This window comes from uncultured Paenibacillus sp. (genome assembly GCF_963515335.1).
Classification (GTDB): Bacteria; Bacillota; Bacilli; order Paenibacillales; family Paenibacillaceae; genus Paenibacillus_I.
In genome coordinates this window covers 34568-51466 of sequence record NZ_CAUPYC010000023.1, presented here as the reverse complement: position 1 = coordinate 51466, position 16899 = coordinate 34568, and the positions used below count along the sequence as shown (strand labels likewise).

Annotated in this window: 19 protein-coding genes and 1 pseudogene; 6 read left to right on the top strand and 14 right to left on the bottom strand. The window is 53.3% G+C overall.

The annotated features are described in order from the left end of the window. The 6 genes from RWM61_RS09765 to RWM61_RS09740 form a co-directional block, all read right to left on the bottom strand. On the bottom strand, window positions 1-861 hold an 861-nt coding region (locus RWM61_RS09765), incomplete at its 3' end, for a sugar ABC transporter permease (RefSeq protein ID WP_314000081.1). A gap of 90 nt (window positions 862-951) precedes the next feature. Further along, window positions 952-2277, bottom strand: a complete 1326-nt coding sequence (locus RWM61_RS09760) for an extracellular solute-binding protein (protein WP_314000078.1) — start codon at window positions 2275-2277, stop codon at window positions 952-954. A 142-nt stretch (window positions 2278-2419) separates the two neighbouring features. Further along, window positions 2420-3448 (bottom strand): LacI family DNA-binding transcriptional regulator, encoded by a 1029-nt coding sequence (locus RWM61_RS09755; RefSeq protein ID WP_314000076.1) that lies wholly within the window; start codon window positions 3446-3448, stop codon window positions 2420-2422. A gap of 125 nt (window positions 3449-3573) precedes the next feature. Then, complete coding sequence (locus RWM61_RS09750; protein ID WP_314000074.1) at window positions 3574-3726, bottom strand: hypothetical protein; 153 nt, start codon at window positions 3724-3726, stop codon at window positions 3574-3576. Window positions 3727-3840: 114 nt separating this feature from the next. Beyond that, a complete protein-coding gene (locus RWM61_RS09745) occupies window positions 3841-4830 on the bottom strand; it encodes a copper amine oxidase N-terminal domain-containing protein (RefSeq protein WP_314000072.1) in 990 nt (329 codons plus the stop codon). A gap of 156 nt (window positions 4831-4986) precedes the next feature. Then, on the bottom strand, window positions 4987-5214 hold the full coding sequence (locus tag RWM61_RS09740; protein ID WP_314000090.1) for a hypothetical protein: 228 nt from the start codon (window positions 5212-5214) through the stop codon (window positions 4987-4989). A 148-nt stretch (window positions 5215-5362) separates the two neighbouring features. On the opposite strand from RWM61_RS09740, the gene RWM61_RS09735 reads away from it, so the two are divergent. Genes RWM61_RS09735 through RWM61_RS09720 form a run of 4 tightly spaced genes read left to right on the top strand, consistent with a single transcriptional unit; the run spans window position 5363 to window position 9309 of the window. Continuing rightward, on the top strand, window positions 5363-5569 hold the full coding sequence (locus RWM61_RS09735; RefSeq protein ID WP_314000070.1) for a hypothetical protein: 207 nt from the start codon (window positions 5363-5365) through the stop codon (window positions 5567-5569). Beyond that, window positions 5566-6681, top strand: coding sequence for an endospore germination permease (locus tag RWM61_RS09730; protein ID WP_314000068.1), 1116 nt, complete (start codon window positions 5566-5568; stop codon window positions 6679-6681). Before RWM61_RS09735 ends, RWM61_RS09730 begins: the two co-directional genes overlap by 4 nt. Next, complete coding sequence (locus RWM61_RS09725; protein WP_314000066.1) at window positions 6668-8119, top strand: spore germination protein; 1452 nt, start codon at window positions 6668-6670, stop codon at window positions 8117-8119. The genes RWM61_RS09730 and RWM61_RS09725 overlap by 14 nt, the downstream gene beginning before the upstream one ends. A 5-nt stretch (window positions 8120-8124) precedes the next feature. Further along, window positions 8125-9309, top strand: a complete 1185-nt coding sequence (locus RWM61_RS09720; protein ID WP_314000063.1) for a Ger(x)C family spore germination protein — start codon at window positions 8125-8127, stop codon at window positions 9307-9309. A gap of 94 nt (window positions 9310-9403) precedes the next feature. Here the strand turns inward: RWM61_RS09720 and RWM61_RS09715 are convergent, their stop codons facing one another. The 3 genes from RWM61_RS09715 to RWM61_RS09705 form a co-directional block, all read right to left on the bottom strand. Beyond that, window positions 9404-9625 carry a hypothetical protein gene (locus RWM61_RS09715; RefSeq protein WP_314000061.1) on the bottom strand — a complete coding sequence of 74 codons (222 nt, stop codon included), beginning with the start codon at window positions 9623-9625 and terminating at the stop codon, window positions 9404-9406. Between the two features lie 184 nt (window positions 9626-9809). After that, on the bottom strand, window positions 9810-9959 hold the full coding sequence (locus RWM61_RS09710) for a hypothetical protein (protein WP_314000059.1): 150 nt from the start codon (window positions 9957-9959) through the stop codon (window positions 9810-9812). A 21-nt stretch (window positions 9960-9980) separates the two neighbouring features. Then, complete coding sequence (locus RWM61_RS09705) at window positions 9981-10265, bottom strand: DsbA family protein (protein WP_314000056.1); 285 nt, start codon at window positions 10263-10265, stop codon at window positions 9981-9983. 23 nt (window positions 10266-10288) lie between these two features. On the opposite strand from RWM61_RS09705, the pseudogene RWM61_RS09700 reads away from it, so the two are divergent. Beyond that, window positions 10289-10783: pseudogene (locus RWM61_RS09700) on the top strand (IS1595 family transposase); the annotation flags it as partial. A gap of 77 nt (window positions 10784-10860) precedes the next feature. Here RWM61_RS09700 and RWM61_RS20260 read toward each other — a convergent pair. The 3 genes from RWM61_RS20260 to RWM61_RS09690 form a co-directional block, all read right to left on the bottom strand. Next, entirely contained in the window at window positions 10861-11028 is a 168-nt protein-coding gene (locus tag RWM61_RS20260; protein ID WP_399538306.1) for a GNAT family N-acetyltransferase, read from the bottom strand. Between the two features lie 254 nt (window positions 11029-11282). Then, on the bottom strand, window positions 11283-12461 hold the full coding sequence (locus RWM61_RS09695) for an MGDG synthase family glycosyltransferase (protein WP_314000053.1): 1179 nt from the start codon (window positions 12459-12461) through the stop codon (window positions 11283-11285). A 422-nt stretch (window positions 12462-12883) separates the two neighbouring features. Next, a complete protein-coding gene (locus RWM61_RS09690; RefSeq protein WP_314000051.1) occupies window positions 12884-13165 on the bottom strand; it encodes a hypothetical protein in 282 nt (93 codons plus the stop codon). Between the two features lie 161 nt (window positions 13166-13326). On the opposite strand from RWM61_RS09690, the gene RWM61_RS09685 reads away from it, so the two are divergent. Beyond that, a complete protein-coding gene (locus RWM61_RS09685) occupies window positions 13327-14481 on the top strand; it encodes a glycosyltransferase family 1 protein (protein ID WP_314000049.1) in 1155 nt (384 codons plus the stop codon). A gap of 71 nt (window positions 14482-14552) precedes the next feature. Here RWM61_RS09685 and RWM61_RS09680 read toward each other — a convergent pair whose 3' ends face one another. Both RWM61_RS09680 and RWM61_RS09675 read right to left on the bottom strand, forming a co-directional pair. Next, window positions 14553-15884 carry an FAD-dependent oxidoreductase gene (locus tag RWM61_RS09680; RefSeq protein ID WP_314000047.1) on the bottom strand — a complete coding sequence of 444 codons (1332 nt, stop codon included), beginning with the start codon at window positions 15882-15884 and terminating at the stop codon, window positions 14553-14555. 356 nt (window positions 15885-16240) lie between these two features. Beyond that, the gene (locus tag RWM61_RS09675) at window positions 16241-16888 is read right to left on the bottom strand and encodes an amino acid ABC transporter permease (RefSeq protein ID WP_314000045.1); all 648 of its coding nucleotides are present in this window, start codon (window positions 16886-16888) and stop codon (window positions 16241-16243) included. Window positions 16889-16899 lie beyond the last annotated feature (11 nt).

Below are 16899 nucleotides of genomic sequence, written 5' to 3'. Positions count from 1 at the left end.
CGCGCCCGTGACTGCCATCATGATGAAACCCATCAGAATCGCCATGGCGGAACCCATCCCCAGCTGGTTGAGGTCAAACACCGTGCGCTGGATGCCCATAATGAGCGAGTTGGTCGTGCCTTCCGGACCGCCGCCCGTAATAAGCCGTGTCTGTCCGAACAGATTGAAGGAAGCAATGACCGTCGTGATCATGATGAACACGGCGACATTCCGGATGTCCGGGAGCGTAATGTGATAAAATTTCTTGAACGCGCCCGCGCCATCCAGATCGGCAGCTTCGTAGAGCGTATCGTCCACCTCGTCGATGGCATTCAGAAACAGAAGCATATTGAACCCGATCGTCCACCATACCGTTGCGATCAGAATCGTAATCCACGCCTGGGGCTGCTCATTCAGCCACCGGATCGGCTCGCCAAGCTTCAAAGCGGCCAGCGCATTATTGACGAAACCGCCATTCTCGTTAAACAGCCATCGGAAGACGGCGGATACGGCCGTTACCGAGATGGAATAGGAAATAAAAAACACCGTCCGGTAGATGGTTTTCAATCCGGCCGGCAGTTTGTCGATCATAAGCGCAAGCCCCAGACTGACCAATACGAGAGGGGGAACGCTGATAAGCACGAATATCAGGGTGTTTTTTAAAGCTTCCATGAAAATATCATTGTAAATCGTTCCTGGCGTCAGAAGCGCCAAATAATTATCGAATCCGGCAAATGTGCGTTTGCCGCTCGCCACGTTCCAATTGTAGAGACTGGCGAACACGCCGTATGCCAGCGGAATCAACCAGAACAACACGAATGCCAGCACAAACGGGGCAACGAACAATAACGCCCATTTGACGGTCGATTTGCGGCTGGTCATAGACACCGCCCCCTTCGACAAAATGTAGGACGGCCCCGAGCAAATAGCCATCTTGCCCGGCATACACGGAGCCGTCCGAATCCGAATGCATTACGGTTGTGCAGCCGCGATTTGCTGTGCTTTGCCCGTCGCTTCTTCCAGAAGCTTCATGACTTCATCTTTCGTGATATTTTCCGTCGTGACGATTTTACTGAACACGGTTTCATTCATGAAGCGCATCTGCTCGCCGAACTGGTAAACCTGCGGTGCCTTGATGAAGGTATCGAATTGCTGGATATTGGCATAGGGCAGCGGGTATTTGTCTTGATTCGCCGTCACCATCTCCATTGTCGCCTTGTGCACCGGAGCTTGGCCCGCATCCGCCCAATTGATCAAATTCTCCGGAGTAAACATGTATTTCAGGTAGGCGGCAATCCCCTCAAGCTTTTGTTCGTCTGTAACGCTCGCCGGTACCGCGATGGTATTGGAATTTCCGTAAGCGCCCGGTTTGCCGCCGAGCGTCGGTACGGGCGCCACGCCGAGCTTGTCCGCATATTTTTCTTTGGCGGCCCCGTAGAACCACGGACCCGTCAGAGCGACCGCGGATTGGACCGAAGCATTCGCGTCCTTCGCCTCTTTCATGAACGATTGAAACTCACCGTCAAGGCCGAGACCTGCGGGGGAAATCTTGTCTTTGAAAATCATTCGGTTAAAGACAAGCAGCGCATCCGCAAACTCGGACTGATTGAAGTTCAGGTAGTTGCCGCTTGCCATGTTGATGCCGTTTTGCCCCGCAATGGTCATCATGTAGAATTCAACCAGACCGCTGGACGGCACGCCCATCGCGTACAGGCCGGGATCTTTGGCCTGCAGTTCCTTCTGGAGAGAGACCAGCTGGTCGTAGGTTGTCGGAGCTTCCGCCACAAGATCCTTATTGTAGAACATCGTCAGCGGATGGATGTCGAGCGGCAAAGCGTACATGGCTCCATCCAATTTCACCAGATCGACTCCCGCCGGGTGGAAATCGGTCTCCTTGATCCCCGCCTTGTCCATAATCGGGGCAATATCCTGGATCAGACTGTCCAGTTTATAGGTTTGAAGATCGCTGGAGCGGATCATCACCAGATCGTAGTCGCCGGATTTGAATTTGGTGTAATGGTCCTTTTCCTGCATTTCTTTCACGACGTACTTGTCCTGCGACCGGTTAAATCCATCGGTGATTTTTTTCATATAGCCGCCGTCGCCGCCGGTGAAGCCGTTGATGAAGGTGATTTCGATTTTCTCGCCGCTGCCTTCCGTCGAACCAGCCGCCCCGCCTTGATTGGCGCCGCTTTCATTGCTGCCGCTTTCGTTTCCTCCGTTGCCGCCGTTCGCGCATCCCGCCAACACCAGCGACAAAACAAGCAAAAGACTTAACCATTTTACCGCTTTGCTCAAAATGATCCCCTCCGTGTCGGATGATTGAATCCACAATCTTGCCCAGCCGTTATTCCAATCGCCTGCTTCCGCCTTGCTTTTGCCCGCCGCATCACCACCTTCACCGATAATTTAAAACGATTTAAATTTTCTGCAAAAAAATTTACACGCCCTTTTTCGCCCCGCATGATTCACGGACAATCAGGTTTGTCGCAACGACGCTCTGTTTCTCTTCCGCCGGCTGTCCGTTCAACAGGGCGATCAGTTTCTGCGCGGCGATAATGCCTACCTCTTTCATCGGCTGGTGAATCGTAGTCAGGGCCGGCTGGATAAGCGATGCAAGCTCGATATCGTCGAAACCGACCAGGGAGATGTCCTCCGGGATGTTGATGCCTTTTTCTCTGAAAAGCTTCATGGCGCCTACGGCCATCAAGTCATTGCCGGCAAACAATGCGTCAAACGGAATTTCTCTGCCGACCAGCTCGGCCGCCGCCTCGTAACCGGCTTCCTGCGAGAAATCTTTTTCCAGAACCAGCAGCGGATCGAACGGAATATTGTAATCCCGCAGCGCTCTCCGGTATCCTTCCAACCGGTCGTTGCCTGCTTGATGATCCAACGGTCCGGAGAAGTGGGCAATCCGTCTGCGGCCGAGTCGAATCAGATGATCCGTTGCGGCATACGCGCCGCCGATGTCATCTCTCTCCACGCCAAGCACATCGTCATGCAGCCATTTTCCAAGGTAGACGAGCGGGAATCCGGATTCGATCAAACGCAGCAGGTTGCGGTCCTTCGTGGAGGCGGAGGACACAATAACCCCGTCCGCACGGCGATTGCGCAGCACCTTGTCATAGGCGGCCGACAACTCCTGCTCCGACGGATTAAGCGAAAGCAGCAAATTGTACCCGTAGCCGTTCAAAACCTCGGTTATCCCCTCTAAAAGCTGCGAATAATACGGATGGGAGAATACATGTTGGGAGGTGTTCGGGATAATCAGCGCGATCGTTTCCGTTCTCTGCAATCTCAGGCTGCGTCCGATTTCATTCGGTATATAGTTGATTTTGTCGGCGGCTTCTTTCACCAGCTGTCTCGTTTTGATGCTTACTCTGTTATCGCCCGATAGGGCAAGCGAAACCGTAGCCGGCGAAACGCCGGCCAAACGCGCGACATCTTTGATCGTTATATGTCTCGCCATAATACCCCTTATTAAATCGATTTAATTTATATATCAAAAATAGCACCGCTTTCAAACCGTGTCAAGGGGAGCCCGTATTTATTCCGATTGATTCCGCCTTCCTGATAGAGTCGGCCCCGGATTATTCATTCTTCCCCTGCGGACCGCTTGCTTCTGTACCAATACGTGTAGATCTCTTTATAACCGAATTTATCGTAGAGCTTGTTCGCAGGCGCGTTGTTCCGGATGACCAGCAGATAGCTTTTTGAGGCGCCGCCCAATGCCGGCCATGCGTTCAAAGAATACTCTCAACCGGCAAGTGCCGTATCACTCCGTTTCCTTGACTGCGCAAAAAAGCCGTCCCGGCAAAGTGAATCCGCCCGGGACAGCCGTTAGGTGCATGGTTATCGCCTTTATTGCACCGAAGCTTCCGCTTCCGGCGTTTTGTTCACGATGATTGCGCTGGATGTCTCCGCATCCCACGTTACATCGGTGTCAAGCGCTTCGCTGAGGAAGCGCAGCGGAACCAGGACACGGTTGTCCTTCACCTTGCCGGGAACGTCAAGCGTTACCTCTTTTCCGTTAACCGTAGCGATCTTGCTGCCGAGCTTCAACTTCACTTCGACATTGTCTCGCTTAACGGTGATCGTTTTTGTAGCCGGATCATAGGTCACGTCCGCCTTCAGCGATTCGGAGATCGCGCGGAACGGAACGAGGGTGCGTCCGCCTTCAGCGACGGGAGGCACGTCAAAGCTTACCGTTCTGCCGTTCACGTAAGTCTTGATGTATTTGTCGCCCAGTTTGGTTTTCAGCTTGCTGAGCTTCTTGTACCCGTCGATATCGGCTGGATCCTCCGCCACCGCCTCCGCCTGCACATCCGCTGCGGCCTTCAGGTCGCCGTCCTTCTCAAGCGAGTAAACGACATCGGTTACCGATATCTCGGCATTCACATTAATGTTGTATTTGATTTTCAGGAGCTTCGCGATGCGGTCGCCTGCCGGCTTGCCCTTCACGTTCTCATGTGCGTTCAGCAGACCTTTGGCGCCTTTTTTATCTTTTTTGTCTTCATCGTCATGCCCGGAGTCCGATTCCCTGTCGTCGCCGTACACCGAATCGGTTACCGTGCCGCCTTTCGCTTTGCCTTTATCCTTTTCCACTTTAACCTTCGCCTGGTCTTCCTTGTCTTCCTCGTCTTCCTTATGTTCCTTTTCCTCTTCTGCATCGCCTGTTTCCCGCTTGTCATGCGTTTCCTCTGCTTTCTGTGTTTCCTGTGTTTCCTGTGTTTCCCGGCTCTCTTTGCCGTGTTTTTCGTTGCTTCTAGCGTTGGCTCCTGCAGCGGCAAACGCCGTGGAAGCCATGAGGCCAAAAACCAGTGCAATAATTAAAATTGCCGATTTTTTCAATTCAATCCCTCCGTCGATAATGTAGTTGTCCTGTCATTATAATTTTCGGATGAAAAATGATTTTTGTGTAGGTATATGGTACGATTTGTCTATTTTTTTTAAAACATAAACCAAAAAAACCGACCCTTTTGCGCCGAAAAAGGACGGTTTCTTCAGTCAACTCGTCAACTTGATCAGTTTGTCGTTTCTCTCTTCCCGCTCTTCTTCAGAAACGAGATCATATTTCTTCAACAGATGAAACAGCTCGTTCAAGGTTTGCTGCGTACGCTCATTTTTTAAAAATTGCCGCATCCTTTCACCCACTTGTTCCGGCAAAAAATCTTTCTGGCTTTCCAGCTTCCGCAGCACGTCTTCAAGGGAATGATCCAAATTGCATTCTCCCATCGGCAATCACCTCCTCCGATCAGATTCGATTTCCGTAGATGCTTTTTCGCCCGCCGCGCTATTTTGATAATAGCAGAAACCGTTCAAAAAAGCGCATATTCCCCGGCCTTCCTGCAAATACTGGAAAAAACGTTGCGGGAGGCGCTCCATGATCACGTTATTTTTCTTTCTCTTTTCGGCAGCGATGTTCCTCGTGCTTATCGCATTTGATTTCATGATCTATCAGCGTCCGGCAACATGGCTCATCGGACATCTGTTCTCTCCGGTAACGGCCGCCGGAAAATGGACAGTTCTGTTGGCCTATACTGCCGGCTTGGCGTCAGCCGTATGGAACGATATCAGGCTGCGGCAATGAATAGCGAGAAACTATCTCCTTACCAGCTGTTCGTGCTTATCGTGTATCTGGAGATCGGGTCGGCCGCCGTGATCGGGTTCACGCCAGGGGCCAAACAGGACGCATGGCTATCCGTAATCATCGCCGCCCTTATCGGAACCGCGCTGACAGCCTGGCATAGCATGATTCTTCAGCAATATCCCGGAAAAAACCTGTATGAAATTTTGGGCCGGCAAATCGGCAAAAAAGGCGCGCTAATCCTCACCGCGGTCTACACGACCTATTTTTTGTATTTATCGGCACGTGTGGTCCGCGATTTCTGCGAGCTGATGAACACCGTCATTTTCGTAAGAACACCCTTTGAAATAATCGCTCTGACCGTCATGATGGTCATCGTCTACGGCGTTTATCTCGGGATCGAAGTATTGGGCCGAACTTCGGAGATATTTACTCCGTATTCACTCGGTTTTCTGCTGCTGGTCAGTATTATGCTTGTGTTCGGCGGAGACGTCCAGCTTCACCATATCCTGCCTGTGCTGCCGGACGGACTGCTTCCGGTATGGAAGGGCTTGTTCCCGACCGCCGTCACCTTTCCATTCGGAGAAATGGTCGCTTTTCTCGTTATCGGCGCGGCGTTGAAGCAAAGCTCCTCGCTTGCCAAGACGATGTTGTCCGGCATCGCGGCCTCCGGAGTGCTGCTCATTTATTTCTCCTTTCTAAAAGTTTTCGTCCTGGGCGGCGATGTGATGGAACGGTCTATGTTCCCCCTGCTGGAAGCCGCCAAATTCGTTTCCATTGCGAATTTCGTCGAACGGTTGGACGCGTTAATCGTGTTCACGATGATGACCGGGTTGTTCATCAAGATCAGCCTCTTTCTTTATGCCGCTCTCAAAGGCATCGGTTTCCTTTCCGGCAAAGATTACCGGCCCTTTGCGCTGCCTATGGGCTTGCTGGTGGTCGTGGCGGCGATCGTCATCGCCTCCGGCATCGGCGAGCATGTGCAGGAAGGGCTGATCCTGGTCCCCTATTGGCTTCATCTTCCCTTGCAATATGGGGTTCCGCTTGTTATCGGTTTGGTTGCCCTCCGGCATAAAAAGAAAAAAAGGGAGTTGACGGCTCATGGCTCCGACTAACGATACCTTCAATGCGCTGCAGGAAGCGATAGGAGACACGGCGGACTTTCACTCCGAAGAGTTCCTCGTAGGCAAGGAGCCCGTAACGGTTTCCTGGCTGACCTCGATGACGGATGGACAAATGATTGCGGATAAAATTATCGCTCCTCTTGCGATCTCGGCCGATGAGGCCGATCCGGCCGGGGATGAGACCCGGCTGGGGAAGCTGCTTAGGCGGCACATCCCCGCTTCGCAGCTGAAGCAAACGGACAGCGGCAAGACGGCCGTCCAACTGCTGCTTGCCGGTTATGTCCTGCTCCGCAGCCGTCAAGGCTCAGGTTGGCATGCGGTAGAAGCAGCCGCACAAAATTACAGGTCCGTTACGGAGCCCTCAACCCAGACGATTATCCGCGGGCCCAAGGAAGGTTTCACCGAGTCTGCCGAGGTCTCGATCGGTTTACTCCGAAAAAGGCTGCGGAACCCGAATCTTCGCTTCGAGCGGTTTACGGTCGGCAAAGAAACCGAGACCCCCGTCTATCTGGCTTTCGTCAGCAACATTGTGAATGAGGGCATACTGAGAGAAGCGCGGCAGCGAATGCGCCGCATTGAGATCAACTCGGTCTTTGATTCGGGAAACCTGGAAGAGCTCATCACCGACAAAATCCACTCGCCGTTTCCGCTTGTTTATAACTCGGAGAGGCCGGATACCATCGCATCCCATCTGCTTGCGGGCAAGGTAGCGTTGATTGTGGAAGGCAGTCCCTTCGTCCTGACCGTGCCGGTCGTTTTTCAGGACTTCTTTCAGATTTCGGAGGATTACTACCAGCCTTACATGATGAGCTCGTTCATCCGCTTCATCCGCTATCTCTCGTTCCTGTTGGCCTTGCTGCTGCCTTCCATCTATGTCTCCCTCATCACTTTTCATCAGGAGCTTGTCCCTACGGAGTTTCTGCTCAGCGTCATGGCTCAACGGGAAGGCATTCCTTTTCCCGCGGCCGTCGAGGCCTTCCTCATGGAAGTGACGTTCGAAATATTGAGGGAAGCGGGCATCCGGATGCCCAGAGCGATCGGAGCAACCGTCTCCATTGTCGGCGGTCTCGTCATCGGACAGGCCGCCGTCGAGGCCGGGATCATCTCGAACATTATGGTTATCATCGTGGCGCTGACGGCCATATCCAGCTTCGTTTCGCCGATCTACAGCTTTTCCATATCGACCCGGCTGCTGCGATTCGTACTGATTTTGCTTGGCGCAAGTTTGGGGATGTACGGCGTTCTCCTCGGCATGATCGTCATGGTGCTCCATCTGTCTTCGCTGCGCTCGTTCGGCGTACCTTATCTGACTCCTTTCGCGCCCTTTAAGCTTAAAGAAATGAAAGATGTCATGCTGCGCTTTCCCATCAAGAGCTTAAAGAAAAGGCCGGTTTACCTCAAAACGAAAAAACCGCTGAAGCAGGAGTGACAACCATGAAATCGACCACCGTCTTTTTGCGCCGGTGCGCTCTCCTCTTCTTGGTATGCGCATTGACAAGCGGCTGCTGGGACCGCCGAGAACTTAACGACATCTCAATCGTGACGGGCATCGCAATCGACAAAGGCAAAAACACCAAGTACCGGATGAGCATCGAAATCGTAAACGTCGCGAACATGAATCCCAAGCAAGGGGGGAACAGCGCCCCTTCCGTCGTTTATTCGCTTGAAGGGAATTCGTTGTCCGAGCTGTCCCGCAAAATGAATTTCGGCGTATCGAGATCCCTTGTTTATTCGCACATGCGCACGGTCATAATCAGCGAAGATATAGCCCGCTCCGGCACGATGGCTTTTTTGGAATACATGAACCGCGACCGCGAAATACGAAACGATTTCAACCTGCTTGTGGCGAGAGGATCGAAAGCGAGAGATGTTCTTACGATAACCTATCCGTTCCAGAAGGTGGCCACGCTCAAGATCCATAAACAGCTGCAAACCCTTAACGAGGAGTGGGGGGGCGATCCGAATATACGGATGAATCACGTCATCGAAGCTTACAGGTCGGAGGGACGCCAACCTGTCATGACGCTCGTCGAGATCCACGGCTCGAAGAGCAAACCGGAACAAAACGTGAAGAGCGTTACGCCGACGATGGTAACGCCGGTCGGTTTGGCCGTGTTCAAGCAGCTCAAAATGGTCGGCATGATGAACACCGAGGATTCCCGAAGCTACTTATGGACGCAAGACAAGCTGAAAACGACCTCATTGACCGTTCCCGAGAGCGGGCATACGTTTTTTGACGTACGCATCCTGCACAGCCAGACGCAGATCAAGACGAATTACGATGGCCGCAGGCCGCGTATACAAGTGTTGATCAATATGGAAGGCATCCTTGAGGGGCTTCAGTCCCGGATGAATCTTGATGAGGTCGATACTTTTGAGCGGCTGCAAAACAAGGTCAACCGAGCCGTCGAACGGAAGGTGCTGTCCACGATCCGAAAGGCGCAGACCGAGTACCGGTCCGATATTTTCGGCTTCGGCGACGTTATGTACAGGCAGCATCCTGCCCAATTCAAGAAGGTGAGCAAGGACTGGGACGACGAGTTCGCCCGCGCGGACGTAGAAGTTCACGCGAATATGGTCATCGTGCGTACGGGAACGGTACGTAATCCGTTTTTGTAGAAGCGCGCGGATCCCGGGGTTGCGCGCAGCCAGCGAGAAAGCACCGATTCGGCTCCTTCGAACCGCCGAATCGGTGCTTTCCCATGCCCTGCCGCTAATCGTCGACCGGCGCATACCGCTGCCTGGCCGCCGTCGGCCAGTCTTCGGCCGGCCCGTAAGGCGCCGCGGCCCCGTCGCTTGCTGCCGCAACGGCTCCCGGCTGCTCAGCCGACGCATCCGACACATCGGACACATCCGATGCGGCGGCAAGCGAGGCAACCATCTTAACGGCCTCTTCCTTGGGCGAGTTGACAATCTCATATAAAATACCCATCATCGCATCATCCTTCCTTCTACGGTGTCTTACAACGTATACGTGCGCGGGCCCGGCTAAATGCCAAGACAGCCCATTTTACGGATTCCTCGGTACAAGACGGACCCCTATCCGCCGACATTACGAAGGCCCCTGCTACTTTTTGCAGGGGCCTTCGGTACAGGCCAGGGCTAAGCTAAATGAAGTTTTAGTCGCACCCGTCCGGTCCACAAACCATGCCTTCGCCGGTATCCTGCCGCTGCGATTGTTTGGCCAACTCCTCCTCGATCGCTCGCTCCAGCGTTTCCCTCGTCCATACGCCGCGCAGCACCGTTTCGCCGATGACGATCGTCGGCACCGCCGTAATCTGCGCATTATTTCAAGCATGCGCCAACGCTTGCTTGTGCGCACCCCGGTATTTGCCGGACTCCAGCGCCTCGCGGTACTCCGCCTCGTTCAAACCGATTTCTCCGGCCAGCTTCACCAGCACATCCACCTGACCGATGTCCAGCTCCTCCTGGAAGAAAGCCTTGAACATGCGGTGATTATAGGCATTGCCTTTGCCCTGCTCCTTCGCATACTGGAACCCTTCGAACGCCAGATGGGTATGCGGCTGTGGAGAAACCCGCGGCAGCACCATTTTCACACCATATTGTTCGGACATCGGGTACACCGACTGCTTCCACACGCGCGTCTGTTACCGCAGGCACGATTATGCATAATTCGCATACTCCGCTACTGATCTGGTTTTGGGCGATTTTCCTTGTGGCGCATGATAAACGCGGTGTTTCCGCTGTTTTTCTGTCACGCGAACTGGAAATCTCCTACCCGACCGCGTGGCTATTGCTTCATAAGATTCGCAAAGCCATGGGAGATCGCGATGCACACTACCAGCTGGCTGGTTTGGTCGAATTGGATGATGCGTTCTTCGGAGCACCAACAGAAGGCGGGAAACGCGGTCGCGGCACGGATCAAACGCCAGTGCTTGTTGGAGAATCGCTCAATAAGCAAGGAGCACCGCAATACGTCAAGATGCAGGTGATTCCGGATGTCAAAGGCAAGACACTCGTTGAGTTTGCTAAACAACACATCGAACCAGGTTCGACGATCAGTAGCGACGCGTATCGTTCGTACAACGCACTCGCTGAAGAATATAAGGCTCTTCGCCGACAGCATCGCTAGTGGCGAAGAGCCAAAATTAGCAACTTTTTGTGGCCGATAAACCTTGATAACACAGGCTTTTTTCAGTTTTTAGCACATTACTTTCCGAATCCATGATAATGCTTATCCACAACCAATGTTGTGACATAGCCGACAAACGACTCCTGCCAAAAGCTGTTTTTCACCACCATCGCTCCAAACCCGACTAACCGGCCGTCAAGCTCCGCACTTATTAGAAAATCCGTGTTCGATTCAAGGCCGCGCATAAATACGGCTCTTAGAGAATCCGCATTATTCGGTTGGCTTGGTCAAAGCTGTTTTAGCAGTGTCAACACCTCGGCATAATCATCCGGTCTGGACCTGCGAATAGCCAACACAGCGACTCCCCTCATCGCCTGTATATATGAAGCCATTGTACTATAATTTGGGTGCATGAAAAATCCCGCACTTCGGGAACGTCCATTTCTGGAACCCAATGTTCTCCGTGCGGGAGCTCTGAACGACTTGCAAGCCGGGATTTCTAAAAAATGACCTGTCTCTTTCTTCTTTGAGGAATGACGGGAGACGTTGAGGTGGAGGTCGAGTTCAACTCGAACTCCCTCAACACTTTGTCCACGACCAGACGGGCAGCCGCGAAGCTTGGTGCATCCGACCGCGGCTTCGCCGCCTTGCCGCCGGCGCCGGGCTTCGCCTGCTCAATAATGGCCTGCTTCAGCTTCTCGGGGCTGTCGGCAATGCGCAACACGCCCCGCTCGGCCCAAAACTCGGCATTTCCTTCCTCCTGGCCGGGCAGCGGACGATACACCACAGCGGGAACCCGCAAGGCCATTGCTTCCGCAATCGTGATCCCTCCCGCCTTCGTGACGATACAGGAAGCTGCTCTCATCAGCTTCTCGATCTCCTTCACATAACCAAAAACATGGACATCCGAGACACCCGAATAAAGCGCCTCCAGCTCCATGTACATACGTTCGTTCCGACCGGCAACCAGGATAAAAGCGAACCCGTCATCCATCAGCAAGAGCTCACGCATGACGGCTTTGAGATCCGGCAAGGTGCCGTTCGCGCCGGCCATCACCAGTACATATCGCTTTTTCGGATTCAGGCCGTATTTTCGCTGAATTTCCGATACGCGAACGGGCTCGGCGAATCTTCCCCGCAGCGGGATGCCCGTGACGGATATCCGGTCCTGTTTTACCCCCCTTGCCACCATCGAATCCTTCAATGCTTTCGTAGCCACAAAATAACCGTCCGTTTCCGGATGGATCCAACGATTGTGCAGCACATAATCGGTAATCACTGTAAATCCCGGCGTACGGCAGTCCGAGGCGCGGCGCAGTTCGTACATCGCCAGGAACGGAAAAGTATGAATAACGGCATCCGGCTGCTCTTGATCGAGCATTTTTTTTAACCGGCCCGCCCCAAAGGAGTGAAGCCACCTGCCGAACAGACGATCCGGGCTCATTTCGTTTGTAATATGGTAGATCCACCCGTAGATATTCGGGAACCAGGCGGCGCTTTTGTCATAAAGAAACCGGAACAGCCCGTTAAAGCGAGGATGCGATTCCGCAAAAAGGTCGATCATTTTCACATCCTCGATCCCTTGTTCAAGGAATTGCTGTTTGAGCGCCTGAGATACCTGATAATGGCCGTCTCCAAACATCGCGTACAAAATCAGTATTTTGGGTCGTCGGTTCAACGGTAACATCTCCCTCTCTGTCTGCACTGTGACCCAGCCTATCCGGCCGCATATACAAACTGTACACAGGAATAGTCATATCGAAATCAACCCATTATAAATTTTTTATTAAGAAATATAGAATGTAGGCATTTCAAATATTCAAGTACCTGTCTGGAATGCCATACCAGCCCTTTTACTTGCCCTATGAGCTGCAAAGGCTCCCGGTATGAACCAGGAGCCAGAAAATTTTATTTTTATTCTTCACCAGGCTCAATTCCCCAAAATACCTGGGATAATCCGAGACTCCGTCCGCTTGTTCATTCGGTTCTCGACTTAAAACGAATTGTGATCGCTTAAATACATAATCATGATCTATATTAAAAAGCTTAGCCAGCGACTTGAGGGCCGGTCGTGTCCATAGAACACGATAGGGGTCCGGCTTATTTCCCATTACGAACCTCATTCATATAGCGGGTGTAAGCTTCAAAAGTTTCAATGTCGTGTTCCTCAGGTTCAAGGTCTGATTCGGCCAATTGTCTCAAAACATCCTCATTCGTGAATATGACTTTTGTCATTTTTTTCTTTTCTTCTTCCGTAAACTTTTTAGAAACAGAAACGTTATATCCAAATTGTTCTTCGATGAGATGTATCAAATCATCCAGTTCAATTTTGGTTTTGTTGCCCAAACTTTTATCAAACTGCTCTTTTGTAATGAAGTCCACGCCGATCACCGTCCTTTGTTTCATTATATCAAATCTTCATGTAGTTCTCACACGATAGTTGGCTTTTTTCGGATTTTCCACATTCCCTCAACATGCCATTAACGTTCATCGAACAATCGGGTGGTATTCTATCCGCAAACAGCATTCCGGGAGGGATTTCAATGCGGCTCGCATTGTTTACCGACACGTTCATTCCGCAAATGAACGGCGTCGCCCGCACGCTGGAGCGTCTGACCGGTCACCTGCAGCGACGGGGCGTGGAGCATCTCATCTTTACGCCGAAAAGCGCGGACGACGATTTCTATGTGGATCCGGTCCGTCCCATTGCCAGCATTCCGTTCTTTCTGTACCCCGAATGCCGGCTTGCGCTTCCGAATGTAACGGCCCTTCGCGCAGAGCTTGACCGCTTCAAACCCGACTTGCTCCATATGGCCACCCCGTTCAACATCGGCCTCTGCGGCCTCCGCTATGCCCGCAAAAACCGCATCCCGCACGTCGCTTCCTACCACACTCACTTTGACCGATACCTGGAATACTACCGCATGGGAATGGCGATCCCTTTATATTGGACCTACATGCGGTGGTTTCACCGGTCATGCGGCCTCACTTTCGCACCGTCCAACGAAACGATCGGTACGCTCAACCGGCAAGGCTTCCGCAACGTGCGGCTGTGGTCGCGGGGCGTGGATTGCCGGCTGTTCACACCCGACAAACGCAGCTCCGAGATTCGCGAACGGTACGGAATTGCAGCGCCGCTCATTCTGTTGTATGTAGGCCGGATTGCTCCGGAAAAAGATATCGATACGCTGTCCGCGATCATGAAGGCTTTGCCCGATTCTGTAAGCTCCCGTGTCCATTGGCTCATTGTCGGGGACGGCCCGCTGCTGCCGGAGCTGCGGGAGCAGGCGCCGGACAATGTGACGTTTACCGGCTATAAGGAAGGCGAAGAGCTTGCGCAGCTCTATGCCTCAGCCGATCTGTTCGTGTTTCCGTCCGGCACCGAGACGTTCGGGAACGTCGCGCTCGAAGCGATGGCTTCGGGCTTGCCGGTCGTCGGCGCCGATGCGGGCGGCGTGAAGGAAACCGTCGTCCACGGGCTCACCGGAGCATTATGCGCTCCGCGCGATCCGGCCTCGTTCATCCGGGGCATCGGCACGCTGGCGGAGAGACCGGAACGTCTGGCCGAAGCCGGAGCCGAGGCGCGCAGAACGGCCCTCACCCGTTCCTGGGATTCGGTATTCGACGGGCTGCTGGACAGCTACCGGCAGACCGCCGACGGACGGAGCCTCGTGGATTCCGGCGTTTATCCCGCTTAATCGGACCGGTCTGGTCAGGCGCCATAATGAACTGGACGGGGAGTCGCCCGAGCTTGTGTTGCGGGTAGCGATTAATTCCAACCTTGCATGATCTGCTTGGCTGCGCGAATGCCCGACAAGTATGCGCCGTGTACGGTTGCCGCATGATCCCGGCAAGTGGCTTCCCCTGCAAAAAACAAACGCGATCCGACCGGCTCCGCAAGCCGGTCATAATCTTGCGGATTTGCTTCGGTTGCCATATAGGAATAGGAACCGAAGGCATACGGGTCTTGCTTCCATCGGGTGACGAGCCGGCTCTCAGGCTCCGGAATCGAGGCTCCGAACATGTCCCTTAATACCTTCATCGCGGATTGGACAATCGCTTCGTCCGGGAGCCGTTCCATTTCGGCGGCTTCTTTTCCGGCGATGAAGGCAAGCAGCACGGGTGCCCCGCAGTACTTGCACATGTTAAAGATTTCTGTCCAGCTTCCACTCGTGCGGCCGGCATAGCCGAACAAGTCGCTATCCATCGGCCAGAATACATTCGGAAATTTGAGGTACAGTTTATTCAAAACACCCATTCCCAATCGCCGGATCGCCGTACGCTTCTTTTCCGGCAGCGGAGGCGCGAACCCGATTTGTTCCTGCTTGAGCACGCCTAACGGAACGGTTACCAATGCGCGACCGGCCTCAAAGGAAGAGGTTCGCGCAATGACATTGACGCCCTCCTCCGTATACGAGATGCCGGTCACCGGCTCTTGTAATCGGATATCCAATCCCTCGGCCAGATATCGGACAATTTGATCGTAGCCTCCCGGGAAAAGAACATCCTTTCCTTTACATTTGCCGTTACGTTCCCACCATTGCCCCGACAATTGTTCGACATCCGCGGCATACTCTTGCTCGATTCGGGCACGGACGGCGTAATTCAGCTTGATGCGTTCATCGTGCCCCTCAATGCCTGTCTCTTTTCTGGCGTGATGCAGCCGTGCCGCGAGCGACTTGCCCTCATCTGCTGCAATGGAGAGATTCTTAGCGCCTTGCATTACTTTATCAAGTAAAGCATTCACATGTTTAACTTCAGGCTCGGACATGATCTGCCCGCGGGAATCGAATAAGACGATCGAATCATAGTCCGTTGCTTTCGTCTCGATCTTCAGAGCCTCGGCCAATGCATAAATCGGGTTATCGATTATGCCGTGAATCCAGGATGCGCCCGTATCCAGCGGCAAACCATCGAGAGATCTATCCGTCCGAATCCTCCCTCCGATCCGCGCCCTCGCCTCCAGAACGGTAACCCGACGACCTGCATCGACAAGAAGTCTGGCGGCGCCAAGGCCGGCAATCCCGGCACCGACAACGATGATTTGTTCCTCTCTCGCATATTCCTTGTATCGATTCGACGTGTTCAACTGCTTACCCACCCTTTCAAGCTCTCCTGTGATGAATCAGCACCTACCTGCATTGTGCCCTGGAAGGAGACAGATTTTAACTCTGACATTTCCCGAATCACTGTCTCCTTCGTCATGACGTGCAGAACATACACCTTGTTATGCACGAAAAGCCCTTTTCGTGGAATCCAAGTGCAAAACATGCACCTGGACTCCACAAAAAGGGCGCAACAAAGGAAATCGGCACAATTGAAGTGCAGCTTCTGCACCTCATGTCCCCGGAACCGGCGATACCTCGAGACAAGGTGCATAAAATGCACTTGATCTAACCGGGTTCCGGCGAAAAACATGCCATTACCGGCGCGCTGCGGCGCCGCATGGCGGCGGCGTTAATGCTGCGGGGTTTCCAGCCGCCTCGCCGCCTGCGACAGCGTATAGTTGATCAGGAAATAGATGGCCGCGACCAGAAGCAGGATTGGAAAAACGAAATCGAAATCGGCCATTATGATTTTCGCGTTATGCATAAGCTCCGCAAGGCTTACGATGACGACGAGCGAAGTATCCTTGAGCAGCGATATGAATTGGCTGACGATCGGCGGCACCATGCGGCGCAGTCCGATCGGCAGCACGATATGCCGCAGCGTCTGCATGTAAGTCAACCCGGAAGCGCGCGCGGCTTCCACCAAACCTTTTTCGACCGAATGAAGACCGCTTCGCACGAGCTCGGATATCATGGCCGCCTCGAAAACGGTAAGCGCCACAATCGCCGACCAGAACGGCGTGATTTCCATGCCGAGCTCCGGCAAGCCGAATCGGGCGAAAAAAATGAGGAGCAGCAGCGGCAAATTCCGGATCGTTTGCACAATCGCGCCGAGTGCCTGAGAAAGCGCCGGCACGCGCGCATAACGGATCGCGCCGATGATGCAGCCCAGAATAAAGCTCAGGGCGATCGCAAGCCCCGCCAGCCTGAGCGTCATGCCCAGCCCTTCCATCAGAAACGACAAATTGTCGGGCGAATAAGCGCCGATGAAATCCATCCCCGTCCCTC

What these genes read in the sequence shown, in the direction of transcription:
- RWM61_RS09755 (WP_314000076.1), bottom strand. Translation starts at nt 3,448, where the DNA reads ATGGCGAGACATATAACGATCAAAGATGTCGCGCGTTTGGCCGGCGTT.
- RWM61_RS09740 (WP_314000090.1), bottom strand. Translation starts at nt 5,214, where the DNA reads ATGGGAGAATGCAATTTGGATCATTCCCTTGAAGACGTGCTGCGGAAG.
- RWM61_RS09735 (WP_314000070.1), top strand. Translation starts at nt 5,363, where the DNA reads ATGATCACGTTATTTTTCTTTCTCTTTTCGGCAGCGATGTTCCTCGTG.
- RWM61_RS09730 (WP_314000068.1), top strand. Translation starts at nt 5,566, where the DNA reads ATGAATAGCGAGAAACTATCTCCTTACCAGCTGTTCGTGCTTATCGTG.
- RWM61_RS09725 (WP_314000066.1), top strand. Translation starts at nt 6,668, where the DNA reads ATGGCTCCGACTAACGATACCTTCAATGCGCTGCAGGAAGCGATAGGA.
- RWM61_RS09720 (WP_314000063.1), top strand. Translation starts at nt 8,125, where the DNA reads ATGAAATCGACCACCGTCTTTTTGCGCCGGTGCGCTCTCCTCTTCTTG.
- RWM61_RS09715 (WP_314000061.1), bottom strand. Translation starts at nt 9,625, where the DNA reads ATGATGGGTATTTTATATGAGATTGTCAACTCGCCCAAGGAAGAGGCC.
- RWM61_RS09705 (WP_314000056.1), bottom strand. Translation starts at nt 10,265, where the DNA reads ATGTCCGAACAATATGGTGTGAAAATGGTGCTGCCGCGGGTTTCTCCA.
- RWM61_RS20260 (WP_399538306.1), bottom strand. Translation starts at nt 11,028, where the DNA reads ATGCGCGGCCTTGAATCGAACACGGATTTTCTAATAAGTGCGGAGCTT.
- RWM61_RS09685 (WP_314000049.1), top strand. Translation starts at nt 13,327, where the DNA reads ATGCGGCTCGCATTGTTTACCGACACGTTCATTCCGCAAATGAACGGC.
- RWM61_RS09675 (WP_314000045.1), bottom strand. Translation starts at nt 16,888, where the DNA reads ATGGATTTCATCGGCGCTTATTCGCCCGACAATTTGTCGTTTCTGATG.